This is a genomic window from Nocardioides albus, from assembly GCF_014648255.1.
Lineage (GTDB): Bacteria > Actinomycetota > Actinomycetes > Propionibacteriales > Nocardioidaceae > Nocardioides > Nocardioides albus.
The window spans coordinates 21,477-46,502 of sequence record NZ_BMQT01000010.1; the positions used below are offsets into that span (position 1 = coordinate 21,477).

A 25,026-nucleotide genomic window follows, 5' to 3' on the forward strand; every position below is an offset into this window, starting at 1 on the left:
TGCACAACCGGTTCATGGTGAGAAACGCCTGGTCACGGCTGACTAGAGGCATGTCAAGCACCCGCCGAATCGGCGCCACCTACGAGCTTCTCGAGTCGCTCGACGCGGCTCGACAGGCTCGCGAGGTCACGGCGAAGTTTGTCGACATCATCGCCGCTCCCCTGGCTCGCCGGGAGCGCGTTGACGTACGTGCCACGGCCGGCGCTCGACACGAGGACGCCTTCACGCTGCAGCTCGCGGATGGCGTTGTGGACCGTGACCTCGGCGACACCGTACGTCTCCCGAAGCTCACGGAGCGGAGGCAGCTTCGCGCCGACCTCGTATTCGCCGTCCCGCACTCGCTGCCGGATGTCCTCGGCGACCTGCTCCTGGAGCGGGGTCGCGTTGTCTCTGCTGATCATGCGTCCAAGGTACCGACAAATGCCCTGGTGTGCGTGGAGGCATTGACATCCCATATTGCCCTAGTGCACCCTAGTGCACATCGGGGTAATGATGTTCGCCCTACGGAAGGCATCAACCGATGATCACCGCACCTACGCACGACGATCTCGCGGAGATCGAGACCGAGTGGCCTCTGATCGCCGCTGAGATCGCCCTCGTCGAGGCCGAGAGCCGCCTCGCCAACTTTCCCGATGACGTGCTCGCTGAGCGCGCCCACCGACGAGCCGTACGCGCCCTCCTGGCGCTGATCGCTCAGCAGACCTCAACCACGGCCGGGCATCAGCCCGAGGCCGCCTGACTCGGAAGGAAATTCGATGGTTACCGCACCTCTGTTCATCATCTTCGCGATGGTCCTGTTCTGCATGGTCAAGTGGGGCGGAACGCACCCCGGCGTGCTCGCCATGGGCGCGCTGTTCGGTCTCTCGCTCGCCTCGACCACCTTCGGGGCCCCGATCCTCGACGGGATGGAGACCGCGATGACGTCGGCCCTCTCGGCCGTCTCCAACATCGCCGGAGGTGCCCGATGAGCGCCATCAAGTCCCACGTGATGACGTGGGCAGCCAACCTCCTGGAATGCCTGCCCAACGTCGAGCTCCACGGCTTCGACATCGAAGCCGACTACGTCCCCGCCCTCAACGCGAAGACGAAGAAGCTGCAGATGGTTCCGGCCGTCACGCTCTCCGTCCGCCCGGCCGGCTACGACGCCGCGAAGGTCCTTGCTGAGTCGCTCTCGCTGCACGAGTCCGACCCGTCGGTCAAGGAGGACGGCCTCGGCCTGTTCGCGTGGCACACCTGGCAGGGCTGGGTGCCGGAGGCTTCGACCGAGGTCGCCGTGCGCGTCGAGATCACCACCACCGAGCGCCTCTGGCTCGCCGAGGAGGTGGCCTGAGATGACGCGCCATACGACGGCCGAGATCGCCGACCTGCTGCGCAGTTGGGCATCGGGCATGTACACCTACGAGGCCGCGGCTGAGCTGCTGATCCGCTTCAATCATGGCCGGCTCCTGGCTGGCCCGTGGGTCGAGTGGGACGACGGCTGTCGCCGCTACTGGTTCAACACCGACCTCGTGCGGCACAGCGCGTACCTCTCCAGCGGCGAGTGTCGGGTGCTGATGATCGCCGCCGCGATCTCCTCGGACACTTCGACGGTCTCGCTCAGCGATGCCGTGCCCGGCCTGGACCGGGACGCACTGGCCCTGGTGCTGGCTGCGATCGCGTACGCAGGAGGTTCCCACGATCACTCCGAGTGGACCTTCGACGACGACGGCAAGCCTCTCGGTCACCAGCGGCTCTCGTCGCTGTTTCCGTGGCCGGAGGTGGCGGCATGACTACCGCGACCGGATTCGTACGGATCGTTCGGCTCAACCGGCCGACCCGGCGCCGGATTCACATCAACGGCTACGAGGGCGCCGACGGCATCCAGACGCTCTGCCGGGTCTTCATGCCCTGGTCGGCTGGCCTGGTCACCACGTTCGACGTGGTCGAGCGGCTGAACCAGCGTCATGTTCCGGCCTGTCCCCGCTGCCTGCGCGCTCTCAAGAACCGCACTCCTCACACCACCACGAAAGGAACGAAGTAGTCATGGCTTACAAGAAGCTCAACACCAAGGGATTCAACAAGGCCGTCGCCCGCAAGGAGGCCGACATCTTGGCCGATCTCACTCGCAAGGGCGGCCGCGGCGACCTGACCAAGCAGGTCAAGTCCGAACTCAAGAAGGCCAAGCCCGCCCTGATGAAGAAGCACACCCAGAAGGTCACCAAGGCCTCGCACCAGAACACCTCCGCGGCCCCGACCGAGTACAAGGGCGCGGCGCGCCGGGTGAAGAAGAACCACTGGTCCTGGTGACCGGGCGGTTCGAGGGAAGGAATCTGAGATGAGCAAGCCCTCGCGCGGCAAGGCCACTCCCACCAAGCGGCGACGTCCGCCGTCGATCAACGACCTCAACAAGATCGTGGCGACCAACCAGGCCCTGACCGACGGGGACGAGGTCGTCCAGATCTTGACCGAACAGGGGATCGATGCGAAGGACCCGACCGTTCGCAAGCGTCTGCGCACGGCGCAGCGAAACATCCGCCGACTCAACAAGCGACTCAAGAAGGGCTGGCTCTGACATGACTACCGACCAGCACGGGCCGTCCGAGGTATACGACCTTGAGGCCGTACGCCGCGCTCGGGAAGCCGCCACGGAGGTTCCTGAGGACCCCGAGCACGCGACCGACACGGACGACGTCGACCAGGACGCTCCGATGACCGTCGACGGCCAGGTGCTGGCCGTGGTCGACGAGCGCCCGAAGTCGGCGCAGCGTGCAGCTGCGCCGCGGCGCGAGATCCTGCCCGGCTGGGCGAAGGATCGCGAGTCGGCCAAGGCCGCAGCGAAGTGGGCCGTCGACTACTACGGCCACGCGACGACCTACCACGGCGTCCGACTCCCCACCTACTACGCCAAGCTGGCCGGCCGCGCCCCGCTCGGCCTCGGCCGGGTGATTGCGGCGACGTACGGCTGGATCTTCGACACCTCCGACCGAGAGACCCGCGCGCAGGTCTTCGGCACTGTCAACGACGCCAGCGCCTACCTGCGACTGCGGCAGGACCGCCGCACGCAGGTCCGCGCCCGCCTGTTCCTCACGCTCCTGGTGCTCCTGGTTCTGGCCGGCCTCAGCGCGTACGTCGTCTATGGCGTCGACTCGCTGATGGTCCAGCTCGGCCTAGGCCTGACCGCACTCGCCGGCCTCGGCCTGCTCGGCCGGAACCCGGACAAGCCGATCACCGGCCGTGCCGTGGACGCGAGCAAGGAGCCGCGGCTGACCTCCGAGCTGATCGTCAACGCGCTCGGTTCGCTCGGGCTCGCACGGCTGAATCAGGCGATCAGCAAGGACGGGTCGAAGGCGATCGCGTTCGTCTCGCCGATCATGCGTGACGGCGCCGGATTCCGCGCCGAGATCGATCTCCCTGCCGGTGTCACCGCGACCGAGGTCATCGAGCAGCGCGAACGCCTCGCCTCCGGCCTGCGCCGCGGGCTGGGCAAGGTCTGGCCCGAGACCGACCCTGAGGTCCACTCCGGCCGCCTGGTCCTTTACGTGGCCGACAAGTCGCTGGCGCAGTCCAAGCCCGCGCCGTGGCCGCTGGCCAAGACCGGCAAGGCGAACGTGTTCGAGCCGGTCCCGATCGGCGTCGACCAACGCGGCCGCCCCGTCACCCTCACCCTGATGTTCGCCTCCGGCCTGATCGGTGCGATCCCTCGGATGGGCAAGACCTTCACACTGCGCCTGCTCACCCTCGCGGCCGCCCTGGACCCGCGCGTCGAGCTGCACGTCTACAACCTCAAGGGCGGGTCCGACTTCATCCCGCTCGAGCCGGTCGCTCACGCGATCCGGTCGGGGGATGACCCCGAGGACGTCGAATACCTCGTACGCGACCTGCGCGCCGCTCAGATCGAGATGCGTCGCCGCTACAAGCTCCTCAAGACCCTCCCCCGCGAGGTCTGCCCGGAGTCGAAGGTGACCGACGCGCTCGCCTCGGACAAGCGCTACGGACTGCACCCTCTGCTCTACGTCTTCGACGAGTGCCAGTTCATGTTCGAGCACGACATCTACGGTGCCGAGATCATCGAGCTCGTCACCGACCTGGTCAAGCGCGGCCCGGCCGTCGGCCTGATGGTGTGGGTCGCCACCCAGCGCCCCGACGCCAAGTCGATCCCCACCGGTGTCTCCGCCAACGCCGTCCTCCGGATCTGCCTCAAGGTCACCGGGCAGATGGAGAACGACATGGTCCTGGGCACCTCGATGTACAAGGCTGGCATCCGCGCCACCCGGTTCGGGCGCAAGGACCTCGGCATCGCCTACCTCGTCGGCGAGGGTGACGACCCGGTTATCGTCCGTTCCTCGTTCGTCGACGCACCTGCAGCCGAGGCGATCGCCGCTCGCGCCCGAGCCGCGCGTCTCGCGGGCGGCTGGCTGTCGGGGATGGCGGCCGGCGAGGAACTGCCCGACGACGACACCGGCTCGATCCTCGACCACCTTCTCGCGGTCTGGCCCGAGCACGACCCCGAGTGGTCCAACGGCAAGGTCTGGTGCGACGAGCTCGCCCAGCGTCTGGCCACCTCGCAGCCGTCGCTCTACGAGGGCTGGACCGGCGAGCAGGTGACCGCAGCAGTCAAGCCGCACGGCCTGCGCACCGTTCAGGTCAAGAAGATGATCGACGGCGGTCAGGTCAACAAGCGCGGCCTGTCCCGGCGCGACCTCACTGACACCCTCGGACACACCGAGATCGGGGGCCCGGATGAGCCCTGAACCGGTCCGATATGGCCCGGATCGGTAGCCGTAGCACCTGCTACCCGTAGCGGCCCTGCTACTACCGAAACTGCTACCTGACCTGCGACGTAGCGGAGTAGACCTCCGTTTCGCATGCCCGTTCGAACACTGGATCCGGGCCGATCCGACCCCTCTCGCACTCGCTACCGCTACCCGCTCTCTACGTAGCGGAGAAACCCTCCGAAACCGCCTCGCTGGCCCAAGTCCCTACCTCACCCATGCCTGAAACAGGAGCAACCACCGTCATGAACGCGCACACCACCTACACCGAGGACCGTCCCCACGGTCACGCACCCTCCACACCAACCACGACTGCCCGACCGACCGGCCGCCCCTCGGGCCTTGCCGTCGTCGGGTACGGCATGACTGCCGTTGGTTTCCTCCAGGTTGCTGTCACGATCGCACCCCAGATCGCCGCCTTGATCCCCGCCGCGGGCGTGGCTGCACCCGCTATTGGGGTCGCCGTCGCCCTCGCCGCCGATGTCGTGTGGGCCGCCCTGGGCCACACCACGATCAACGCCTACAAGACCGGTCAGCGAGCCGCCGCGTACGGCTTCGGTACCGCCACTGCGCTTGCTGTGGCCGCCTCGACGGTCCTACTCGCTGCAATCGGCCACATGGGCCCGTGGTCCGCCATCCCGGCGCTCGCCGCGCTCCTGCTAGTCGCCGACGCGATCCGCGACCAGGTCACCGTCTCCCCCGAGACCGCGGACATCATCCGGACACGCTCAGCGCAGATCCGCGACCAGCGAGCTCTCGCCGAGATCGAGGCCCGCCACGAAGCCCACATGGAGACCATCACCGGCTACGGCGAAGCCGCCCGCCTGGCCGCGCGTACGCATGCCCTGGCCGAGATCAAGGTGACCGTCGAGCGCGCCGAGAACCGCGCAGCAAAGCGGCTCACCACCTCGGCTGAGAAGCATTCCGCCGGGGCCGAGACCTACCGCGAGCTCATCGCCGGCCAGGTCGCTGTCACCCCTGACACGGCCCCTGACATCGAGGCTGACACGACCCCTGACAACCGGCCCAACCATGACCCCTGGGCGATCGCCTCACGAACCGCTGATGTCACCCTCGATGTCAGTGCGGCACCGACCCTGACTGTCATCCCTGACACGCTCGACGAGAGCCACGAGCAGGACGAGAGCACTGGCCTGTGTGCTGTCTGCTGCGAGCCGCTGAGAACCGAGGACGGCGACCAAGTCCACGACGCCTGCGCCGCCACCAAGCTGCGCGCACACGGGCTCTCCGTGCCCGAGGTCGCCCGCCTGCTCGACGTCTCCGACCGGACCGTTTATCGCTGGACCAACGCAGCGGCGACCGAGCTTGCCGGAGGTGCCCGATGACCACCGACATCCATTGGCGCTCCTACGCGCTCTGCGCCCAGACCGACCCCGAAGTCTTCTTCCCCGAGCCCGGCGGCAGTCCCGACCTTGCCAAGCGCATCTGCGCCGTCTGCCCCGTCCAGGCCGCCTGCCACGAGGACGCCCTCGCCTGGGGCGACGTGATGGGCGTGTGGGGCGGCCACACCGAAGCAGACCGCCGACGCATCAAACGCGCCCGCGGACCCATCTGCCGCAGCTGCGGTGGCTCGTTCACCCGGTCGGGGAACAACGCCGTCTACTGCAGCGACATCTGCCGCCAGGCAGGCCACCGCCAGACGAAAGCCGCCTACGACGCTCGACGAGGGGGCCGGGCCGCATGAGCGCACCGCGCACCTCGAACTGCAGACCAAGTGCACGCCAACTGCACACCCGGTTCATGGTCCGACGCCACGATCCGCGGCTGACTGGAGTCATGCGAAACGTCCGTCCGAAGGGAGCCCGAGCTCATGTCTGATCTGCTCACTGCCGCCCTCGATTACGCCGCCCGTGGCTGGCACGTCTTCCCGCTCCATCCCGACAGCAAGCGCCCAGCTCGACCGTCCCATCGCGCTGCCGACTGCGCCTCGGGCGGGTTCGGAGGTCAGGGCGGAACCGACCCGCACTGCCGCGATGGCCACGCCGGCTGGGAGCAGCGCGCAACGATCGACTCCGATCGGATCCGCCGCGCATGGATGCGCACGCCTTACGGCATCGGGATCGCCACCGGTCCGTCCGGCCTGGTCGTCGTCGACCTCGATGTCCACAAGGCCGGCAGTGAGATCCCCGAGCCCTGGAACCGGTTCGGGATCGCCAACGGCGGCGAGGTGCTCGACCACCTCGCCGGAGCCAACGGCGGCACCGTCACGCCGACGTTCGCCGTACGCACGACGTCGGGCGGCCACCACCTCTACTACCGGGCTCCTGAAGGCGTCCGGTACGGCAACACCGCGGGAAGCATCGGCTGGCTCATCGACACCCGTGCCTATGGCGGCTATGTGGTCGCTGCGGGCACGCAGATCAACCACCAGCCGTACGAGGTCATCGACGACCGGGCGCCGGCTGCACTCCCGATGTTCCTGGTCGATCTCCTCGGCCGCGACCGCCGACCATCGTCGACCACCGCCGTCGGCCTCGCCAGGTCGATGCGCACTGGTACTGCCGGATCCGGCGAGCCCGTGCAGAGCACCAACGCGTACGTCGAGGCCGTGCTCAAGAAGGAGTTCGCGACTCTCCATGCCGCACCCGAAGGCGGACGCAACCTCGCCCTGTGGTGCTGCGCTGCGGCCATCGGGAAGCTCGTCGTCCGCGGGCTGATGACTGAGCACGACGCGATGGACCGGCTCCTCGAGGCCGCATCCGGGCACATCACCGCCGACGCCTACTCCAGCTACCAGGCGGAAGCCACCATCCGCTCCGGCTTCCACCGCGCGGCCAGCCGAACGAGGAGCGTTGCATGACGACCGACCCAGCAACCGAGGCCGACGAGGAGCACCACCGCGGCCGCATCTGGCGCCTGTCCGACGATGGCCGGCGACGCCTCAAGCTCGGCCTCAACCCCGAGACGATCCGCGTGCTCACCCGAGCGCTGGACCAGGGCATCCTCGACGACACCTACGTCCACGACGGTACGCCGGTCGTCCTGGAGCGGATCTCCGGCACGATCCTCGTCGCAGCCGGCGACGAGGATGCCCCGATCCCGGTCCGCCCGTTTGAGCTGCGCCCCGCGCGCCTGGCCGGCCTGATCGCCGAGCAGGTCGACGCCTACCGCGTACGCAAGATCAAGGACCGCGAGGAGACGTACGAGGAGGAAGTCATGCCCTCCAAGTCTGTCCTCGAGGCCGTGCTCGCGCGGAAGGACTGGCCCGGTCTCGCACCACTGCACAAGGTCATCTCCACGCCAGTTCTGCGGCCCGACGGCACCCTGTTGCAGACCCCGGGCTACGACGCCGCCACGGGCTACTACCTCGCCGGACGGATCGAGTACGGCGAGATCCCCGAGGAGCCCACCGCGGCCGAGGTCGCCGAAGCTCGCGAGTTCATGCTCAAGCGCTTCCTGCGTGACTTTCCCTGGGTCAGCCTGGCCGACCGGGCGAACTACCTCGCCCTGCTCGCGACGCCGATCCTGCGGCCGATGACCCGCGCGCTCTCACCGTTCGGGGTCGTCGACGCGACCATGCCGGGGTCCGGCAAGACCATCCTCACCTCCTGCGTCGGCCTGATGGTGGGTCAACGAGTGCTCAACTGGACCGACTCCGAAGAAGAGCTGCGCAAGTCGATCACCACCGTGCTCGGTGACCCGGGCGGGGTCGTCGTCTGGGACAACCTCGTCGAGGGCACCGTCATCGACTCCGCCGTCCTCGCGCGCCTGGTGACCGAACACATGTGGGCCGACCGCCGGCTCGGCACCAACTCCGCCTTCTCCGCCGAGAACGACCGGCTCTGGCTCGCCACCGGCAACAACCTCCGCACCGGCGGCGACATGGCCTCGCGCTCAGTCTGGGTGCGTCTCGACCCCGACTGCCCCCACCCCGAGGAGCGCACCGGGTTCTCCATCCCCAACCTCGACACCTGGATCCTCGACCCCGCCAACCAGGCGGTCGTCCTGCGGCATCTGCTCATCCTGATCCTCGACTGGACCCGCGCCGGAGCTCCACGTGCCTACGACGTCCCCGCGATGCGGCAGTTCACCACCTGGGCGCAGACCCTCGGCGGATTCCTCCGCCACCACGAGGTCACCGGCTTCCTCGACAACCTCAACGACGCCCGCGAGCTCGACGACGACCACGCCGAATGGCGCGCCTTCCTCCTTCAGTGGAACCGCGTGTACGGCGACCGGCACGTCGGCGGGGCTGAACTGCGAAGAAGCGCTGAACCAGAGCCGGGTATGCCCGATCGCTGGGACGGCACGTTCCCGACCACCAACAGCGGGAAGTCGCTCTCGGTCAAGAGCCTCGGCCGGCGCCTCACCGGACAGGCCGGCCGATGGCGCGGCGACATCGTCCTCCGCTGCGAGATCGACCCCGTCACCAACTGCAAGGCGTACTGGATCGAGCGTGCACCCAAGCCCGAGGGATCGCCTCGCCTCGCCGCGACTTCGGAAACAAACCCGGAAACCCGGAAACCCGACGAAGTGCCGCTTGACCTGGGACTTCTGTCACCGGGTTTCGAGAACGGGAGAACGTCGTGAAACCCGGAAACCCGGAGATCACCGGGTTCACCGGGTATTGCTCTCCGCTCGGCCGCCACAAACCCGGAGCCTCTCGCCCCAGGTCAGAGCACGATTCACCGGGTTTCCGGCTTACCGGGTTCCCTCACGCCCTCCGCCTACACACCACTGGTCCAGCCGATCCGCATCACCACCATTAAGGAGCACCAAGCACATGTCTCGGCACCGCTCTCAGAGCACCGCAGCGCACCTGACGGTGCGCGACTTCTGCAACGAGCTCGGGATCACTCGAGCGACCTTCTACAACTGGCGCGCGAAGGGCGTCGGCCCCCGCTGCATCAAGCTCCCCGGCGGCGAGATCCGCGTTCGCCGCGTCGAGCTCGACAACTGGTTGGCCAAGCTCGAGGACGAAGCATCATGAGCACGAGCTACGACGTACGGATCTGGAACATCGAGACCCTCACCGGCAAGCGGGGCACGACCTACCGCGTCCGCTGGGTTGTCGGGAGGAACACGCCATTCCCTCGGACCTTCACCACCAAGCGGCTCGCGGAGTCGTTCCGGTCCGACCTGATCTCGGCCGCCCGGAAGGGCGAGGCGTTCGACATCGCGTCTGGGCTGCCCCAGTCGATGATGCCGCGAGCAGCGAGCCCAGACTGGCTGACCTTCGCGATGGGCTACATCGACATCAAGTGGCCGGACTTCTCGCCGAACCACCGCAAGAGCACGGCTGATGGCCTGGTCACCATCACTTTGGCGATGGTGAAGGACGACGAAACACCACCGAACGAGGCCGTCCTACGGAAGGCGCTGAGGACGTGGGCGTTCAACACGCGAGCCCGCGCCACGAACCCCGAGCCGCCCGAGGAGTTTCAGGACGCGATCGCCTGGATCTCCAAGCGTGTCCGGCTCGTCGAGGACCTCGCCGACACAGCGACGACTCGCCAAGTGCTGCTGGCGATCTCGCTCAAGCTCGACGGTCGACCGGCGGCCGCCAAGACCACCAACCGCAAGCGCGCCGCGCTGTCCAGTGCCATCGGATACGCGGTGGAGCTCGGACATCTCGACTCCAACCCGCTCCAGCGAGTCAAGGTCAAGCGCGCCCGCGACGTCGAGGAGCTCGACACGCGTGTGGTCGTCAACCACCGCCAGGCGAAGCGGCTCCTCGCGGCAGTCCGAGCGTCCGAGCCCGAGCTCGAGGCGTTCATCGCATGCATCTACTACGGCGCGATGCGACCGGCTGAGGTGCGCGACCTACGTCGCCAAGACCTCACGCTCCCGGAGACCGGCTGGGGCGAAGCACTGCTCGCGGGCTCGTACCAAGACCCCGGGAAGGATTGGACCGACGACGGCGAGCTCGGCGAGGAGCGCGGCCTGAAGCACCGCGCCCGCAAATCCACCCGGCCGGTTCCGCTTCCTCCTCCGCTGGTGGAGCTGCTGCGCCGGCATTTGGATACCTACGAGACCGGCCCGGACGGCCGACTGTTCGTTACGCGTGTGGGCAAGTGGGGTCACACACTTCCCAAGTCGCTCTCGCGACCCGTCCCGCTCTCTGCTGTCGGCCGCGTGATGAAGAACGCACGCGTGGAAGCGTTCACCGAGGACGAGCAGCAGTCCCCGCTGGCTCGCCGGGCGTATGACCTCCGGCACGCAGCTGTGTCGACCTGGCTCGCGGCGGGCACCCCACCGCCACTCGTGGCCAAGTGGGCGGGCCACAGTGTGTCGGTTCTCCTAACGGTCTATGCCCACGCCGTCGACGGTCAGGAGGAGGCCGCGCGCAAGCGGATCGAGCAGGCCTTGGCCGATGACGACGAGGCCGCGTAGCGCCCGCTAGGATCTGCCCGGGCCGTTAGCTCAGTTGGTTAGAGCAGGGAACTCATAATTCTCCAGTCGCGGGTTCAAGTCCCGCACGGCCTACCGCGCCGAGCGAGCGCGGTTCCCGCACTGTTAGTCGGGCACCGCGCTCGGCGCTACGGCGCTTGGGTGATCCGGACGACGGCCCAGGCCACGGCCACCGACAGGACAACGCCGAGCAGTACGCCCAGTAAGAAGAGGTGCATCCTGTCGATACGCGGCTTCGTGGTGCTCGCCACGGCGTACTGCCAGCGGTCGCTGTATGGATGGGGAGTAGCTTGAACCTGCGGTGCGTTCACGTGCGACATAGAGCTGGCGTTGCCACTACCTGCCTCGATCGCGCGAGCAGCGGAGCCCGCCCGATCTACGGCGGTCGCGAAGTCGTCGAGTCTGAACCGTTCGAGCCCACTGACTGCGACATCGAAGACCGTGACGTGATCTTCTAGATTCGCTAGGCGATACGAGGCCTGGTCGAGGACCTCCACGGTGTCAGCGAAACCTCCCGAGGCGAGCCGCTCGCTGGCAACGTTCAGCATCGCGGCGACCTCGTAATCACGGCGCTTGTCGGTGAACTGCGCGTACAGCACCGTCAGGACCTCCGCTGTCGCCGAATCGACCTTGGATCCCAACTCGCCAATACCCGACATGATCGCTTCCGTGCCCTCGGCAGTGGCCAGGGCGATCATTCCCTGAACGTCCTCGTAGGTGTAGCGGTCGATCCCGTCGAACTTTTCCCGCAGCTCGTGCTCGGCCTCCTTCTTCCAGGCCAGCAGCATGGCTTCAGTGAACTCGCGAGCGCGGGGGCCCTTGTCCACCATCTGATGGTGCGCCGTACACAGCAGGACAAGATTCGGGTAGTTGTCGCGAGCTGCTGCGTCCATTTCTCGCCATCGTGGCATCGACGGGGACACAGGCACGATGTGCGCAGCCTGTACGTTCTTGTTCGCCTTTTTATCGACGGTCAAACTGACCGTGGGAACCCGGCAGCTCGGGTACGCGCATCGCGTGGACACCGCGAACAGAAACGCCTCGGCCGTAGCATTCGGACGACGCTCACCCATTGCAGGGACACCCACCCTCATCAGCCCAACTCGGTGTGCTCACAACGGCGAACTTAGCGGGCCCCACCGACACTGGAGACGAAATCAGTCCCCGCATCGGAGGTCCAGCACGCACGGACCGGGGCTGTCGAAAGCTTCACGGCAGCACCGTCACGTACGAATTGCGTTTGGCTTCGCAGGCGGAGCGCCATACCCGCAGGTCAGGGCGATGCAACCGGAGGACTCATAATCCTTGGGTCGCGGGTTCGAGCCCCGCACGGCCTACGAGAACGGCCCGGCGTCATCCGATAGTGAAGGTGGTGCCGGGGTCGGCGTGGGCGATGGGGCCGTCGAACCTGGTCGCAGCGCGGGTCACCGCCTCCGGCGGAGTCAGGGATCGGCCGACGTGGGTGAGGATCAGGCGGCCGGCCCGGGCCGCGGTTGCCGTGTCGCCTGCGTCTTCGGGGGTGTGGTGCACCTGGTCGCCTTGGTCAGACACCTGCGTGCTCTCGGCCTCGCAGAGCAGTACGTCGCAGCCCTCGGCCAGCTCGGTGAGGGTCGGGCAGGGCGCCGTGTCGCCTGAGTAGACCAACGAGCGGCCGGTTGCCTCGATGCGTACGGCGAAGGCCGGGATGTCGTGGACCACTGCCCTGGTGGTCAGACGGAGGGAGCCGACGTCGACCTGGTGCCCGTCACTCAGCTCGGTCACCGCGAAGGCGGACTCGATCGGGCTTCGGGCCGATGAGTTGGTGAGGAACGCGGCCAAGCGGTCGGCGATCCCGGGTGGCCCGAAGAGAGGGATGGGAGCGGCCAGGCTGATGTCTGCGTACAGGGCGCCGTAGTAGGCGGTGAGCAGGTCGGCGCTGTGGTCGGCGTGCAGGTGGGAGATCCAGATCGCGTCGAGCGTGTCGAGTCTGGTGTGCTGCTGGAGCGGGCCGAGCGTACCGCTGCCGGCATCCATCCAGATCCGCGAGCTTCCGCTCGAGACCAGATAGCCCGAGCACGGGTTGTCCACGCTCGGGTAGGGCGTCGCGGATCCGAGGACCGTCAGGCGAAGCTGCTCGTCACGCACGGCGCGAGGCTACTACCAGCGATCGGTGCGCTGGACCTCGTGCATGAGCTCGATCTTGCGGAACCCGAACTGCTTGTTGATGCGCTGCATCACGTCGTTGGACGGGTCGGTCCAGGTGTGGATGCTGGTGCGCTCGGGGTGGTCGCGCTGGACGGCGGCGAGAGTGGCGACCTTGAGGGCCAGGCCCAGCTTGTGGCCGCGGTGGGCGGTCTTGACGAAGGTGTCGTCCTGGATGGCCTCGACGCTGCCGTGGGCCAGGAAGATGACCGAGTAGCCGACCAGCTCGCCGGTGAGGATCTCGCGGGCGGCGGCGGTGATGCGGTCGTAGGAGCGGGCGGTGCTCTTCTCCGCCGAGCGGATGCGGTCGGCGGTGTGGGCGACCACGTCGTCCTCCGACTTGCCGGGCATCTCCTTGCCCATCTGGTTGCGCAGGCCGACGAACTGGGCGAGCAGGTCCTCGGGGGTGCGGTCCTCCCACATCAGGATCTCGTAGCCGAGCACGTTGAAGGGCTTGTGGGGCAGCGGGAGATCGGCGGCTAGGTGATCCTCGCGGCGTACGGACTTGAAGCCCAGCGCTCGGGCGAAGGCCAGGGACGACTTCGGGGGGATGGTGACCTCGGCGGTCGTCAGGGTGCGGCCGCTGGTGCGGCGTACGTCGTCGGCGGCTCGCCACAGCTCGGTGCCGACCCCGCGCCATCGATGCACGGGGAGGACGTGGATGCCCAGCTCGACGACGTGGCTGCGCTCCTCCTCGGGGAGATCGAGCTCGGCGATGCCGATCGTCTCGCCCTGCTCCTTCGCAGCGAGGAGTACGCGGCGGCCGTGGTCGTGCGGCACGCGCACCGAATTGGCCAGCGCCTCGAAGGTGCGGTGCGACGCGTAGGGTCGATCGAAGGCCATCGATGCCGCCTCCACGGCGTACCAAGCCTTCAGAGCGGTGTCATCGTGGACGTCAACGGGGGCGATCACAGACACGGCACTATCTAACCGTGTCGGGCAACACGGCGGGAAATGAGGTCCCCTACCGTCAGCCGTTCCCGCGCGGACCTGGCGGGTTCGGAGGCCCGTCGTCGGTCTCCTCCGGCTCGGACGGACCGGTCGTCGGCAGGTCCGGGTCGGGCGGATCGGGCTGCGTCGGAGTCGGGGTCGGGGTGGGCGTGGGCGTCGGCGTCGGAGTCGGCACCGGCTCCCGGGACGGGGACGGCTTCTTCGTCGGCTTGGGCTCCTCGACCGGGTCCGGCTCGGCCGGGGGTACGTAGGGCGCATGGCCCGACTCAGGCGCATCGCCGTCCATCCAGGCCGGCTGCGGGAACTCCTCGAGGTCGAGCTCGTCGGTCAGCGGGCCCATGATCGCCACCCAGGTGTCGGCCGGGTAGTCGGCGCCGAAGAACGTGTCGAGCCAGCCGTCGAGGGCGTCGTCGCCGTCGCCTCGGGTGTAGGCGACCGCGGTCGCCAGCTGGGGCGTGTAGCCGACGAACCAGGCCGAGGAGACCTTGTCCTTGTCGTTGGTCGCGGTGCCGGTCTTGCCGGCGGCCGGCTGGACTACGGAGCTGGCGGCCTGGCCGGTGCCGCTGGAGACGACCTGCTGCAGAGAGTAGGACGTGTCGGCGGCGACGTCCTCGTCCATCGCGCGGCGGCCGCTGCCCTTGTCGTCCCGCTCGTAGACGACAGTGCCGTCGGCGTCGACCACCTTAGAGACGACGTGGACGTCGTTGTGCATACCGCCGTTGGCGATGGTGGCATAGGCGTTGGCCATGTTGATCGGACTGGTCCGGTTCCTGCCGAGAGTCAGCAGGAAATCGTCGGAATCGAAGTCGCGGGTCGTCATCCCGATCCCGGGGTGCTTCGCGTCGGCTTCCTTCGGCGGGAGGCCCGCGGCGAGCGCCATGTCGTAGACGTCCTTGCTCCCGTTCGGCAGCGAGTCGGACATGTCGACGAAGGCGGTGTTGATCGAGTCCTCCATCGCCTGGAGGCCGCTGACGCTGGAGCCGTAGCTGTGGCCGTAGGGGTCGGCGGCGCTCTGGCCGGAGTTGCGCACGCTCACGCCCGGAAACTCCATCGGCGAGTTGCCGTTCCAGGAGTCCTTGAGCGCGTAGCCCGACTTCAGCGCCGCGGCCATCGTGAAGGCCTTCATCGTCGAGCCGGCCATCGCACCGGTCGAGGCCCAGTTGATCTGCGAGTCGAGGTAGTCCTGGCCGCCGTAGAAGCCACGCAGCGCGCCGGTCTTCACATCGACCGTGGCCGCGCCGACGTGGAGCTCGTCCTTCTCGTTGCCGGGGTCGTAGGCCTTCTTGTCCTCGGGGCGTACGTCCTCGACCGCCTCCTGGGCGGTCTTCATCGTCTTCTTGGTCAGCGTGGTGGTGATCCGCAGCCCGCCGCCGTTGATCTCGTCCTCGGTCACCAGCGGGTTGCCTTGCTCGTCCTTGAGCCGGAGGAGCTCGTCGCGGACCATCTTGAGGGCGTGGCCCTTCTGGCCGCCGTAGCGGCTGTCGGAGCGCGGCTTCTTGAACTTCGGCAGCGACTCCTTGGCCTTCTCGCCCTCAGCGGGGTCGATCATGTCCATCTTGACCATCGAGTTGATCACGTAGCGGTAGCGGCCCTCCAGCTCCTCGACCGCCTCCTCGCCGTTGGTCGGGTCCAGGTCGTTGGGGTCGTTGAGGATCGCGGCCAGCGCGGCGGCCTCGCGGAGGTCGATCTCCGCGGCCGGCTTGCCGAAGTAGGCGTTCGAGGCGGCCTCGACGCCGTAGGCGCCGCGGCCGAAGTAGATGGTGTTGAGATAGCCGGCGAGGATGTCCTCCTTGGACCTCTGCCGGTTGATCTTCAACGAGATGATCGCCTCCTTCACCTTGCGGGTGTAGGTGCGCTCCTGGGTGAGGTAGAGGTTCTTGACGTACTGCTGGGTGATCGTCGAGGCGCCCGACTGGGCACCGCCGGTGTTGTTGTTGACCACCGCGCGCATGATGCCCTTGACGTCGATGCCGCTGTTCTCCCAGAACGTGCGGTCCTCGGCGGCGACGGCGGCGTCCCGCATCAGCTGCGGGATCTCCTCATAGGGCAGCGAGTCGCGATCCTGCGAGTCGGCGACGTAGCGGCCGAGCTCGTCCTTGCCGCCGCGGTAGTAGACGAAGGAGGTCTCCTTCTCGTAGGCCGCGTTGGCGTCGGGGATCTGGATGGCGTTGTAGGCCACGATCACACCCAGGGTGCCGATCAACGCACCGACCAGGATCACGACGAAGAAGGTCTTCAAGACCTTCCGCCCCCGCTTCTTCTTCGGCGTCGGACTGGGTGTATAAGGCGGATTGCTCTGCCAGCTCAAGATGTTCCCTCCCCGCGGTCACAAACGTCCCTAGAGTACGGCGGGCACCCAGGCTCTTCGCGATCCTCGGACCCGTGTTGGTGACGTCTCAGCGGGGTCTCAGCGGAGTCGCAGGCGACAGCAAGCATACGAACGGGCCTCTGACCTGGGTCGGCGATTCCGCGTCATCCCAGGTCAGAGGCCCGTTTGCCGGCGCGCTCAGACCAGGGCGTAGAAGGTGCTGTAGTGGTCGGGCGTGAAGTAGACATCACCCGTTGTGGTGTCTACCACGAGCCGGTAGGACTGGCGCTGCGCGCCGCATTCACGCGGGGTCACGTCGAACTCGAGGTAGGAGTGGCCCGAGGGCAGCTCGCCCTCGTAGTTGTTGTAGGTGCCGCCGGAGAAGTTGCACGTCCCGGTCGGCGCCCAGTCGTGCCAGCCGCGGTTGGACGGGTAGCCCATCGAGGCCCAGACCTCGTTGGACTCGAGGGCCTCGGCGCAGCCCTTGTGGGTGCAGCTCTCGATCCAGTCGGCCTGGGCGGCGGGGGCGAGCGCGACGCTTCCCCCGAGCAGGCTGGTGGTGGCGACGAGACCTGCGAGGAGCAGCTTGATCATCGTGAGCACGGAGCGGTTCTTCCCGGACATGAATCCTCCTGAGTGTGCGTTACGGACGGCCGTAATTCTGCTACCTAGGCCGGCCGGATGGGGGCTCCGGAGGTCACGAACCGGTGAACTCTTGACTCACCCCCAGCCGCAGTGGCGGGGCAGGAAGTCGTAGAGGGCGGCCTTCTGCGCCTTGCTGAGGGGCAGGAAGTACGCGGCATCGTCGGGCAGACCGGGACCACCGACATGGACCCGGAAGAGGCTGCCGACCTTGTCGTCGGCCAGGGCGTGCGGGTCGCACCGGGCGGGCAGGACCCGCAGCTCCAGCGTGGTCGGCTCGCCGGTCATCGGGTGCGGGATCGCACCGGGCCAGGTGGGCGTCCCGGGAGCGAGCTGGAAGAGCACCGTGCCCTCCCAGCCGTCGAAGGTGACGTCCGGGAGGGCACCGGTGGGGGCGAAGGTGACCGGGAGGACGAAGACGCTCTGCTTGCCCTCGCCCTCGACCCGCGGCTCGCCGGCGGTGATCTCGGCGGCCTCGGTGAGGGTGCGCTCGGCGCAGCCGCGGTCGAGGAGGCGGTCGATGTTGGCGTACCTGTCCTCGGCCGTCCCTGTGCTGGTGCGCCACTCCCCCGCCTGCTCGCCGGTCGAGCGCCAGGTGATGGTCAGCTCGGCGTCGCCGCCCTCGCCGCACTTTCCGCGGGGCATGGCGAAGTCGAAGTCCATCTCCGCGTCGACCGGTTCCGAGCCCGACCAGCGGGCTCGGAACCGGTCGCTGCTCACCTCGAGCTGGGAGACCTCGATCGGGCTGCTGGCGTTGACGAGGCGTACGAACGCCTCACCGGTGTTGCGCTGCAGCCGGGTCTGGTCGACGTACGCGGTCAGCCCGTCAGGCCAGGCGGTCTGCTGTGGCTCGCCCGCGCCGCAGGCAGCCAGGGTCGACCCGATCAGGAGACCCGCGGCGAGCACGACGATTCGGCGCACTGCGGCAGGCTAGCGGATGAAGCCCGGGCCCCGCCGAGAAGTCAGTTTCTGGCGCCGAAGAGTCGATTCTCGAGCGCGAGGCGTCGATTTCTGGCGCGGGTCGTGATTGCGCACAGGAACCGACCTCTCGACGTCGAGAACTGACTTCTCGGGGTCAGGAAGTGACTTTTCGGGGTGGGGTGATCAGGACGTGGAGGGTGCGGGGGCCGTGGACGCCTTCTACGCGGTCCAGCTCGATATCGCTGGTCGCTGATGGGCCGCTGATCCAGGTCTGGGGGCGGGCGGGGTCGAGGAGGGCGATGGCGTCAGGTACGTCGGCGACCAGTTGGTCCTCGCGAATGATGCAGATGTGGGTGTCCGGGACCAGCGAGATCGCGCGGCGGCCCTGGTCGGGGGTGTGGTCGAGGACGATCGTGCCCGTCTCGGCGATGCCGACCCGGGCCTCGGTGACGACCGCGGCGATCTGGTCCAGCTCCGCGGCGGTGAGGGCGCCATTGTCGACGATCGCACCGGCAACCCCGATCGACAGGCCCGGCGGTACGACCACCTCGCCGGCGGGCAGCGCGGCAGCGATGCGCTCCTCGAGTTCCTCGGTTCCGCAGCGCTCGACCACGGCGCGGTAGTCGGCCACGCGCTCGGCGAAGAGTTCGACGACCTCGGGGGTGGCGACGGGCGCGAGGTCCCGCGGAGCGGACGTCTCGGGGAGCTCGACCGTCGAGCCGGCCAGTGCCTCACGAACTCGGGCGAGGATCTCGGTGCGTGCGTCAGTCATCGGTGCCATCTCCCTTTCGGCCGCCGTCGTTGCGGCCGCCGTTCGTGCGCAGCCACCAGGCGCGGAAGCTCTCCGCCGGCGCGTCGGGCAGGTCGCGCGCGCCGATCCAGGCGGCGGGCCCGAAGCGGCGCGCGAAGCGCATGCCGAGACCGGTGAAGCGCTCGAGGGCCGAGAGGCGGCGCGATCGCCCCAGGACGTACGCCGCACCCTTCATCGCCGCCGCCTCCGGCTTCGGCACCCCACCTCGGTGGGCGTCGACGACTTGGGCGCGCTGGTCAACCAGGACGGAGGGGATGTCGATGCGTACCGGGCAGACCTCGAAGCAGGCGCCGCACAACGAGGAGGCGTAGGGCAGCGAGTCGATCTGATCGTCGTGTCCGACGCCCTTCAGGAGCGGGTTGAGGATGGCGCCGATGGGGCCCGGGTAGACCGAGCCGTACGCATGGCCGCCGGTGCGCTCGTAGACCGGGCAGACGTTGAGGCAGGCCGAGCAGCGGATGCAGCGCAGCGCCTGCCGGCCGACCTCGTCGGCCAGGGCGCGGGTGCGGCCGTTGTCGAGCAGCACCACGTGCACCTCCTGCGGGCCGTCACCGGGGGTCACCCCGCTCCAGGTCGACGTGTAGGGGTTCATCCGCTCGCCGGTCGAGGATCTCGGCAGGAGCCTGAGCATCGGGCCGAGGTCCTCCCAGCGCGAGACGACCTTCTCGATGCCGACCACCGAGACCAGCACCTCGGGCAGGGTCAGACACATCCGGCCGTTGCCCTCGGACTCGACCACGACCAAGGTGCCGGTCTCGGCGATCGCGAAGTTGGCACCCGAGACCCCGACCTTGGCGCGCAGGAACTTCTCGCGCAGGTGCTCCCGCGCAGCGGCGGCGAGGACGGCCGGCTCGTCGGTCAGGTCCGCGGGCGCCGGACGGCCCGCCGCTCCCATCTTCGACCGGAAGATCTCGCGGATCTCGGCCCGGTTGCGGTGGATCGCGGGCACGAGAATGTGCGACGGCAGGTCGTCGCCGAGCTGCACGATCAGCTCGGCCAGGTCGGTCTCCCAGGCCGCGATGCCCTCCTCGGCCAGCGCCTCGTTGAGGCCGATCTCCTGGGTCACCATCGACTTGACCTTCACGACCTCCTGCGCCTCGTGGGCCTTGGCGATCGAGGCGACGATCGCGTTGGCCTCGGTAGCGTCACGGGCCCAGTGGACGGTCGCGCCGTTGGCGGTGAGGGTCTCCTCGAGGCGTACGAGCTGGGTCTCGAGGTCGAGCAGCGCGCGCTCCTTGACCGCGGCACCGACCAGGCGCAGCTCCTCCCAGTCCTCCACCTCGGCGACGACCTTGGCCCGCTTGGCGCGGATGGTGCCGGTCGCGTGGGCGAGGTTGTGACGCAGCTGGGAGTCGGCGAGGGCCTCGCGCGCGGCCTCCGGGAAGGCCGGCATCCCGACGAAGGTCCCGCTCATCGGGTCAACACCTCCTCGACGGCGCTCTGCTCGGTCGAGGCGAGGATCTCGGCGAGATGAACGGTGCGTATGCCCGAGCGCTGCCGGGAGAGCAGGCCGCCGATGTGGGTCAGGCAGGAGTTGTCGCCGGCGACCACGATCTCGGCGCCGGTCTCGCGGATGTGGCGGGCCTTGTCGGCGCCCATCGCGATCGAGGTGTCGGCGTTCTTGACCGCGAAGGTGCCGCCGAAGCCGCAGCACTGGTCGGCGCCGGGCAGGTCGACCAGCCGGATCCCCCGCACCGCTTCCAGCAGCCGTCGCGGCCGGTCCCCCACGCCCAGCATCCGCAGCGAGTGGCACGTCGGGTGGTAGGTCACCCGGTGCGGGTAGTAGGCGCCGACGTCCGTCACACCGAGCACGTCGACGAGGAACTCGGAGAGCTCGTAGACCGTCGGTGCGACCTCCGCGACCGCCCTCTCCAGGGCCTCGTCGCCGGAGCGGCGGGCCACGATCGAGTGCTGGTGCCGGGCCGAGCCCGCGCACGAGCCCGACGGGGTGACGACGGCGTCGTAGCCGGCGAAGGCGTCCACGAACGTACGCACCACCGGGACCGCCTCGTCGAGATAGCCGGTGTTGACCATCGGCTGCCCGCAGCACGTCTGCGCCTGCGGGAAGTCCACCTCGACGCCGAGCCGGCGCAGGAGGCGTACGACGGCCTTCCCGGTGCTCGGGTAGAGCGCGTCGTTGATGCAGGTGATCATCAGTGCGACTCGCATCCGGCAGCCTCCTTCTTCTGTATCGCCATCAAATCAGATCAGTCCGGTACGTACGGCCCGAACGACCGCTTCCACGCTCGTCCCCGCTCCCAGCGCATCCGCGGCCGCCCGGAGGCGGCGCCGCACGGTGCGCTGGGAGATGCCCAGCGCCCGCGCGATCCGCTCGATCGTGTAGCCCTGGGCGAACAACGCCAGCACCTCCACCTCGTCCGCGGGAAGGTCGGTCGAAGAGGAAGGTCGTACGCCGCCCGAGGCCGCCACGGTTCACTCCTGTCTCAGCATGGTCATGGAATCCGGACCTCTGCGGCGGCCCAGTCGAGGCCGTCGCGCGGCTCGAAGCGGCGTACGTCGTAGGAGCGGCGGACCAGGTCCCGCATCGCGGGGAGGTCGGGCAGGTCGGCCCCGAGAGCCCTGCCTTGGACCAGGACGTTTCCGAGTGCGGCCGCCTCGACCGGACCGGCGAGAACCGGCAGGCCGCAGGCGTCCGCGGTGAGCTGGCAGAGCAGCTCGTTCTGAGAGCCACCGCCGACGACGTGGACGACCTCGGGCGAGGTGCCCGCGAGGTCGGCGGCGGTGCGTACGTGGCGTCGGTAGGCGACAGCGAGGCTGTCGAGGATGCAGCGGCTGATCGCGGCCGGCGAGTGCGGGATCGCCTCGCCGGACTCCGATGCCAGCGCGGCGATCCGCTCCGGCATCGGATCGGCCGACGTGCTCGGGAAGAGCAGCCGCGGGTCGTTGATGTCGACCACCGTACGCAGCGGCTCGAGCTCCGCCGCGGCCGCGAGCAGCGAGCGAAGCTCGGCGCCCTGGTAGCGCCGCTCGCTCCACGAGCGCAGCGACTCCGACAGGACCCACAGGCCCATCACGTTCTTGAGGAAGCGGATGGTCCCGTCGACGCCGACCTCGTTGGTGAAGTCGGCGAGCCGAGCCTCCTCGGTCAGCACCGGCTGGTCGAGCTCGAGGCCGACCAGCGACCAGGTGCCCGAGGAGATGTAGGCGAACTCGTTCGTGGCCGCGGGGACGCCGACGACCGCCGAGGCGGTGTCGTGCGAGCCCACTGCGACCACGGGTACGTCCGTGGTGACACCCAGCTCCTCGGCGACATCGGGCAGCAGGGTGCCGAGGAGAGAGCCCGGGTCCCGAAGGGGCGGGAGGACCCCTTCGGGAATCCCGAGCTCCCGGCACAGGTCGACCGCCCAGGCACCCTGACGTACGTCGTAGAGCTGGGTGGTCGAGGCGTTGGTGCGCTCCGCGCCGATCGCACCGGTGAGCCAGTAGCCGAGCAGGTCGGGCAGTAGCAGCATCGTCTCGGCGGAGTCGAAGGCGGTGGTGCCGCGAGCCGCCACCAGCTGGTAGATCGTGTTGAAAGGGAGCTGCTGGATGCCGGTGGTGCCGTAGAGCGTGGCCGCGCCGATCTGGGCGACGACCTTCTCGGCGATCCCCTCGACGCGGGCGTCGCGGTGGCTGAAGACCTGGCCGAGGAGCTGGCCGTCGTGGTCCAGCAGCCCGTGGTCGATGGCCCAGGAGTCGATGCCGATGCCGTGCAGCGGTCCGGTCCGGGCCACCTCGCGGATGCCGGTGAGCACCTCGCGATGGATGCCGAGCACGTCCCAGAAGAGCGATCCGCGGACACGGACCGCCCCGTTGGGGAAGCGATGCAGCTCATCGATCTCGACCCGGTCGCCACCGATCCGGCCGGACATGACCCGGCCGGAGGTGGCGCCCAGGTCGACCGCTGCGACGCGTACGGTCACGGGTGGCTCCTGTGGGTCGGGGGGAGGGTCGGTACGTCAAGGTATGCAGACCAACCGGCGCTCCCCACGCGGAAGTCCGCCAGGGGAGCGTCAGGTCGGTTGCATACCTTGATGAGCATGCGCGACCGACTCATCGCAAGAACGCGGCCGCGACGCCGGCGTCGACGGGCACGTGCAGACCGGTGGTGTGGGACAGGTCCGGGCCGCAGAGCACGAAGACGGCGTTGGCGATGTTCTCCGGGAGCACCTCGCGCTTGAGCAGGGTGCGCTGGGCGTAGAACTTGCCGAGCTCCTCCTCCTTGACCCCGTAGACCTCGGCGCGCTTGGCGCCCCAGCCGCCGGCGAAGATGCCGGAGCCCTGGACCACGCCGTCGGGGTTGATGCCGTTGACCTTGATGCCGTGCTCGCCGAGCTCGGCCGCCAGCAGCCGGACCTGGTGGGCCTGATCGGCCTTGGCCGCGCCGTACGCGACGTTGTTCGGTCCGGCGAAAAGCGAGTTCTTCGAGGAGATGTAGACGATGTCGCCGCCCATCTCCTGCTCGATCAGCACCGACGCTGCAGCCTTGGAGACCAGGAACGAGCCCTTGGCCATCACGTCGTGCTGGAGGTCCCAGTCGCGCTCGGTGGTCTCCAGCAGCGACTTCGACAGCGACAGGCCGGCGTTGTTGACGACGAGGTCGACACCGCCGAAGGCGAGCACCGCGGCGTCGAACATCGCCTGTACGGCGGCTTCGTCGGAGACGTCGGCGGCGAGGCCGACGGCGACGTCGCTGTTGCCGATCTCTGCCGCCGCGGCCTGCGCCTTGGCGAGGTCGAGGTCAGCGATGACGACGCAGGCACCCTCGGCGGCGAGCCGCTTCGCGGTGGCCTTGCCGATGCCGGAGGCCGCGCCGGTGACCAGGGCGACCCTGGTCGCGAGCGGCTTGGGCGCCGGCATCCGCTGGAGCTTGGCCTCCTCCAGCGCCCAGTACTCGATCCGGAACTTCTCCGACTCGTCGATCGGGGCGTACGTCGAGAGCCCCTCGGCACCGCGCATCACGTTGATCGCGTTGACATAGAACTCCCCCGCGACTCTTGCCGTCTGCTTGTTGCGGCCGAAGGAGAACATGCCGACGCCGGGGACCAGGACGATGAGCGGGTCCTTGCCGCGGATCGCGGGGCTGTTCTGGTCGGCGTGCCGGTCGTAGTAGTTCTGGTAGTCCTCGCGGTAGCTGACCGCGAGCTCCTTGAGGCGGGTGATGCTGTCCTCAACGGAGGCATCCGCCGGGAGGTCGAGGACCAGCGGCTTGACCTTGGTGCGCAGGAAGTGGTCGGGGCACGAGGTGCCGAGCTCGGCCAGGCGCGGGTGGGCCTCGTGGGCGAGGAAGTCGAGGACCACCTCGGAGTCGTTGAAGTGGCCGACCATCGGCTGGTCCGCCGAGGCGATGCCGCGGATCGTGGGGGCCAGAGCAGCCGCCTTCGTACGCCGATCTTCCTCCGGCAGCGCCGCGTAACCTTCGAGCGCGGGACCGAACGGCTCGGCCTTGCTGTGCTCCTCGATGTAGGCGGCGGCGGTGTCGATGATCCAGAGCGAGTTCTTCTCGGCCTCCTCGGAGGTGTCGCCCCACGCGGTGATGCCGTGACCGCCCAGGACGCAGCCGACCGCCTGTGGGGTCTTCGCCTTGATCTCGGCGATGTCGAGACCGAGCTGGAAGCCGGGGCGGCGCCACGGCACCCACACGACCTGGTCGCCGAAGATCTCCTTGGTGAGGTTCTCGCCGTCGGCGGCGGTCGCGATCGCGATGCCGGAGTCGGGGTGGAGGTGGTCGACGTGCTTGGCGTCCACCAGGCCGTGCATCGCGGTGTCGATCGACGGCGCCGCGCCGACCTTGCCGTGCAGGCAGTAGTCGAACGCGGCGACCATCTCGTCCTCGCGCTCGACGCCCGGGTAGACGTCGACGAGCGCGCGCATCCGGTCGAGCCGGAGCACGGCGAGGCCGCTCTCCTTGAGGGTGCCGAGGTCACCGCCGGAGCCCTTCACCCAGAGCAGCTCGACGTCCTGGCCCGTCACCGGGTCTGTCGCGGTGCCCTTGGCGGAGGTGTTGCCGCCGGCGTAGTTGGTGTTCTTCGGATCCGCGCCGAGTCGGTTCGAGCGCGCGATCAGGTCTTCTGCAGTGGTCATCGTCG

At 68.5% G+C, this 25,026-nt stretch carries 26 protein-coding genes, 2 tRNA genes and 1 pseudogene; 16 read left to right on the forward strand and 13 right to left on the reverse strand.

What is annotated here, in order from left to right:
* Positions 1–53: 53 nt before the first annotated feature.
* Positions 54–401, reverse strand: coding sequence for a GntR family transcriptional regulator (locus IEY84_RS20220; protein ID WP_183548159.1), 348 nt, complete (start codon positions 399–401; stop codon positions 54–56).
* Positions 402–520: 119 nt separating this feature from the next.
* On the opposite strand from IEY84_RS20220, the gene IEY84_RS20225 reads away from it, so the two are divergent.
* From IEY84_RS20225 to IEY84_RS20295, 15 genes and pseudogenes are all read left to right on the forward strand, one after another.
* A complete protein-coding gene (locus tag IEY84_RS20225; protein WP_183548161.1) occupies positions 521–739 on the forward strand; it encodes a DUF6284 family protein in 219 nt (72 codons plus the stop codon).
* A 16-nt stretch (positions 740–755) separates the two neighbouring features.
* Positions 756–968 carry a hypothetical protein gene (locus tag IEY84_RS20230; protein ID WP_183548163.1) on the forward strand — a complete coding sequence of 71 codons (213 nt, stop codon included), beginning with the start codon at positions 756–758 and terminating at the stop codon, positions 966–968.
* A complete protein-coding gene (locus IEY84_RS20235) occupies positions 965–1,330 on the forward strand; it encodes a hypothetical protein (RefSeq protein ID WP_183548165.1) in 366 nt (121 codons plus the stop codon). Before IEY84_RS20230 ends, IEY84_RS20235 begins: the two co-directional genes overlap by 4 nt.
* Before the next feature lies 1 nt (position 1,331).
* The gene (locus IEY84_RS20240) at positions 1,332–1,769 is read left to right on the forward strand and encodes a hypothetical protein (RefSeq protein WP_183548167.1); all 438 of its coding nucleotides are present in this window, start codon (positions 1,332–1,334) and stop codon (positions 1,767–1,769) included.
* Positions 1,766–2,020, forward strand: a complete 255-nt coding sequence (locus IEY84_RS20245; RefSeq protein WP_183548169.1) for a hypothetical protein — start codon at positions 1,766–1,768, stop codon at positions 2,018–2,020. Before IEY84_RS20240 ends, IEY84_RS20245 begins: the two co-directional genes overlap by 4 nt.
* Before the next feature lie 2 nt (positions 2,021–2,022).
* Positions 2,023–2,286, forward strand: a complete 264-nt coding sequence (locus tag IEY84_RS20250) for a hypothetical protein (protein WP_183548171.1) — start codon at positions 2,023–2,025, stop codon at positions 2,284–2,286.
* Between the two features lie 28 nt (positions 2,287–2,314).
* Positions 2,315–2,551 (forward strand): hypothetical protein, encoded by a 237-nt coding sequence (locus IEY84_RS20255; RefSeq protein WP_183548173.1) that lies wholly within the window; start codon positions 2,315–2,317, stop codon positions 2,549–2,551.
* 1 nt (position 2,552) lies between these two features.
* Entirely contained in the window at positions 2,553–4,730 is a 2,178-nt protein-coding gene (locus tag IEY84_RS20260; protein WP_183548174.1) for an FtsK/SpoIIIE domain-containing protein, read from the forward strand.
* Between the two features lie 266 nt (positions 4,731–4,996).
* Entirely contained in the window at positions 4,997–6,097 is a 1,101-nt protein-coding gene (locus IEY84_RS20265; protein WP_183548176.1) for a helix-turn-helix domain-containing protein, read from the forward strand.
* Positions 6,094–6,309, forward strand: a pseudogene (locus tag IEY84_RS26810) (WhiB family transcriptional regulator); the annotation flags it as partial. The gene IEY84_RS20265 and the pseudogene IEY84_RS26810, both read left to right, overlap by 4 nt.
* A gap of 273 nt (positions 6,310–6,582) precedes the next feature.
* The gene (locus tag IEY84_RS20275; protein WP_183548180.1) at positions 6,583–7,572 is read left to right on the forward strand and encodes a bifunctional DNA primase/polymerase; all 990 of its coding nucleotides are present in this window, start codon (positions 6,583–6,585) and stop codon (positions 7,570–7,572) included.
* Entirely contained in the window at positions 7,569–9,302 is a 1,734-nt protein-coding gene (locus tag IEY84_RS20280; RefSeq protein ID WP_221209067.1) for a hypothetical protein, read from the forward strand. The genes IEY84_RS20275 and IEY84_RS20280 overlap by 4 nt, the downstream gene beginning before the upstream one ends.
* Before the next feature lie 193 nt (positions 9,303–9,495).
* The gene (locus tag IEY84_RS20285) at positions 9,496–9,702 is read left to right on the forward strand and encodes a helix-turn-helix transcriptional regulator (RefSeq protein WP_183548181.1); all 207 of its coding nucleotides are present in this window, start codon (positions 9,496–9,498) and stop codon (positions 9,700–9,702) included.
* Positions 9,699–11,105 carry a tyrosine-type recombinase/integrase gene (locus IEY84_RS20290; protein WP_183548183.1) on the forward strand — a complete coding sequence of 469 codons (1,407 nt, stop codon included), beginning with the start codon at positions 9,699–9,701 and terminating at the stop codon, positions 11,103–11,105. The genes IEY84_RS20285 and IEY84_RS20290 overlap by 4 nt, the downstream gene beginning before the upstream one ends.
* Before the next feature lie 19 nt (positions 11,106–11,124).
* Positions 11,125–11,198 (forward strand) — tRNA-Ile (locus tag IEY84_RS20295).
* Between the two features lie 53 nt (positions 11,199–11,251).
* Here IEY84_RS20295 and IEY84_RS20300 read toward each other — a convergent pair.
* Positions 11,252–12,196, reverse strand: coding sequence for an HNH endonuclease signature motif containing protein (locus IEY84_RS20300; RefSeq protein ID WP_183548185.1), 945 nt, complete (start codon positions 12,194–12,196; stop codon positions 11,252–11,254).
* A 197-nt stretch (positions 12,197–12,393) separates the two neighbouring features.
* Here IEY84_RS20300 and IEY84_RS20305 point away from each other — a divergent pair.
* Positions 12,394–12,457, forward strand: a tRNA-Met gene (locus IEY84_RS20305).
* 19 nt (positions 12,458–12,476) lie between these two features.
* Here IEY84_RS20305 and IEY84_RS20310 read toward each other — a convergent pair.
* The 11 genes from IEY84_RS20310 to IEY84_RS20360 form a co-directional block, all read right to left on the reverse strand.
* On the reverse strand, positions 12,477–13,247 hold the full coding sequence (locus IEY84_RS20310) for an MBL fold metallo-hydrolase (protein ID WP_183548187.1): 771 nt from the start codon (positions 13,245–13,247) through the stop codon (positions 12,477–12,479).
* 12 nt (positions 13,248–13,259) lie between these two features.
* Entirely contained in the window at positions 13,260–14,222 is a 963-nt protein-coding gene (locus tag IEY84_RS20315; protein WP_183548189.1) for a GNAT family N-acetyltransferase, read from the reverse strand.
* 52 nt (positions 14,223–14,274) lie between these two features.
* Complete coding sequence (locus IEY84_RS20320; RefSeq protein WP_221209069.1) at positions 14,275–16,563, reverse strand: transglycosylase domain-containing protein; 2,289 nt, start codon at positions 16,561–16,563, stop codon at positions 14,275–14,277.
* Positions 16,564–16,761: 198 nt separating this feature from the next.
* Entirely contained in the window at positions 16,762–17,187 is a 426-nt protein-coding gene (locus IEY84_RS20325) for a ribonuclease domain-containing protein (RefSeq protein ID WP_183548191.1), read from the reverse strand.
* A gap of 96 nt (positions 17,188–17,283) precedes the next feature.
* Positions 17,284–18,126 (reverse strand): hypothetical protein, encoded by an 843-nt coding sequence (locus tag IEY84_RS20330; RefSeq protein WP_183548193.1) that lies wholly within the window; start codon positions 18,124–18,126, stop codon positions 17,284–17,286.
* Between the two features lie 154 nt (positions 18,127–18,280).
* Positions 18,281–18,898 carry a LutC/YkgG family protein gene (locus tag IEY84_RS20335; RefSeq protein WP_183548195.1) on the reverse strand — a complete coding sequence of 206 codons (618 nt, stop codon included), beginning with the start codon at positions 18,896–18,898 and terminating at the stop codon, positions 18,281–18,283.
* Positions 18,891–20,351: a lactate utilization protein B gene (locus IEY84_RS20340; protein WP_183548197.1), complete on the reverse strand. Its 1,461-nt coding sequence runs from the start codon at positions 20,349–20,351 to the stop codon at positions 18,891–18,893. Before IEY84_RS20340 ends, IEY84_RS20335 begins: the two co-directional genes overlap by 8 nt.
* On the reverse strand, positions 20,348–21,106 hold the full coding sequence (locus IEY84_RS20345) for a (Fe-S)-binding protein (protein ID WP_183548199.1): 759 nt from the start codon (positions 21,104–21,106) through the stop codon (positions 20,348–20,350). The genes IEY84_RS20340 and IEY84_RS20345 overlap by 4 nt, the downstream gene beginning before the upstream one ends.
* Before the next feature lie 33 nt (positions 21,107–21,139).
* Positions 21,140–21,367, reverse strand: a complete 228-nt coding sequence (locus IEY84_RS20350; protein ID WP_183548201.1) for a helix-turn-helix domain-containing protein — start codon at positions 21,365–21,367, stop codon at positions 21,140–21,142.
* A gap of 23 nt (positions 21,368–21,390) precedes the next feature.
* A complete protein-coding gene (locus tag IEY84_RS20355) occupies positions 21,391–22,860 on the reverse strand; it encodes a rhamnulokinase (protein WP_229788875.1) in 1,470 nt (489 codons plus the stop codon).
* 130 nt (positions 22,861–22,990) lie between these two features.
* Complete coding sequence (locus IEY84_RS20360; protein ID WP_183548204.1) at positions 22,991–25,021, reverse strand: bifunctional aldolase/short-chain dehydrogenase; 2,031 nt, start codon at positions 25,019–25,021, stop codon at positions 22,991–22,993.
* Positions 25,022–25,026: the final 5 nt, after the last annotated feature.

What these genes read in the sequence shown, in the direction of transcription:
- IEY84_RS20220 (WP_183548159.1), bottom strand. Translation starts at nt 401, where the DNA reads ATGATCAGCAGAGACAACGCGACCCCGCTCCAGGAGCAGGTCGCCGAG.
- IEY84_RS20225 (WP_183548161.1), top strand. Translation starts at nt 521, where the DNA reads ATGATCACCGCACCTACGCACGACGATCTCGCGGAGATCGAGACCGAG.
- IEY84_RS20230 (WP_183548163.1), top strand. Translation starts at nt 756, where the DNA reads ATGGTTACCGCACCTCTGTTCATCATCTTCGCGATGGTCCTGTTCTGC.
- IEY84_RS20235 (WP_183548165.1), top strand. Translation starts at nt 965, where the DNA reads ATGAGCGCCATCAAGTCCCACGTGATGACGTGGGCAGCCAACCTCCTG.
- IEY84_RS20240 (WP_183548167.1), top strand. Translation starts at nt 1,332, where the DNA reads ATGACGCGCCATACGACGGCCGAGATCGCCGACCTGCTGCGCAGTTGG.
- IEY84_RS20245 (WP_183548169.1), top strand. Translation starts at nt 1,766, where the DNA reads ATGACTACCGCGACCGGATTCGTACGGATCGTTCGGCTCAACCGGCCG.
- IEY84_RS20250 (WP_183548171.1), top strand. Translation starts at nt 2,023, where the DNA reads ATGGCTTACAAGAAGCTCAACACCAAGGGATTCAACAAGGCCGTCGCC.
- IEY84_RS20255 (WP_183548173.1), top strand. Translation starts at nt 2,315, where the DNA reads ATGAGCAAGCCCTCGCGCGGCAAGGCCACTCCCACCAAGCGGCGACGT.
- IEY84_RS20260 (WP_183548174.1), top strand. Translation starts at nt 2,553, where the DNA reads ATGACTACCGACCAGCACGGGCCGTCCGAGGTATACGACCTTGAGGCC.
- IEY84_RS20265 (WP_183548176.1), top strand. Translation starts at nt 4,997, where the DNA reads ATGAACGCGCACACCACCTACACCGAGGACCGTCCCCACGGTCACGCA.
- IEY84_RS20275 (WP_183548180.1), top strand. Translation starts at nt 6,583, where the DNA reads ATGTCTGATCTGCTCACTGCCGCCCTCGATTACGCCGCCCGTGGCTGG.
- IEY84_RS20280 (WP_221209067.1), top strand. Translation starts at nt 7,569, where the DNA reads ATGACGACCGACCCAGCAACCGAGGCCGACGAGGAGCACCACCGCGGC.
- IEY84_RS20285 (WP_183548181.1), top strand. Translation starts at nt 9,496, where the DNA reads ATGTCTCGGCACCGCTCTCAGAGCACCGCAGCGCACCTGACGGTGCGC.
- IEY84_RS20290 (WP_183548183.1), top strand. Translation starts at nt 9,699, where the DNA reads ATGAGCACGAGCTACGACGTACGGATCTGGAACATCGAGACCCTCACC.
- IEY84_RS20300 (WP_183548185.1), bottom strand. Translation starts at nt 12,196, where the DNA reads ATGGGTGAGCGTCGTCCGAATGCTACGGCCGAGGCGTTTCTGTTCGCG.
- IEY84_RS20325 (WP_183548191.1), bottom strand. Translation starts at nt 17,187, where the DNA reads ATGTCCGGGAAGAACCGCTCCGTGCTCACGATGATCAAGCTGCTCCTC.
- IEY84_RS20335 (WP_183548195.1), bottom strand. Translation starts at nt 18,898, where the DNA reads ATGACTGACGCACGCACCGAGATCCTCGCCCGAGTTCGTGAGGCACTG.
- IEY84_RS20340 (WP_183548197.1), bottom strand. Translation starts at nt 20,351, where the DNA reads ATGAGCGGGACCTTCGTCGGGATGCCGGCCTTCCCGGAGGCCGCGCGC.
- IEY84_RS20345 (WP_183548199.1), bottom strand. Translation starts at nt 21,106, where the DNA reads ATGCGAGTCGCACTGATGATCACCTGCATCAACGACGCGCTCTACCCG.
- IEY84_RS20360 (WP_183548204.1), bottom strand. Translation starts at nt 25,021, where the DNA reads ATGACCACTGCAGAAGACCTGATCGCGCGCTCGAACCGACTCGGCGCG.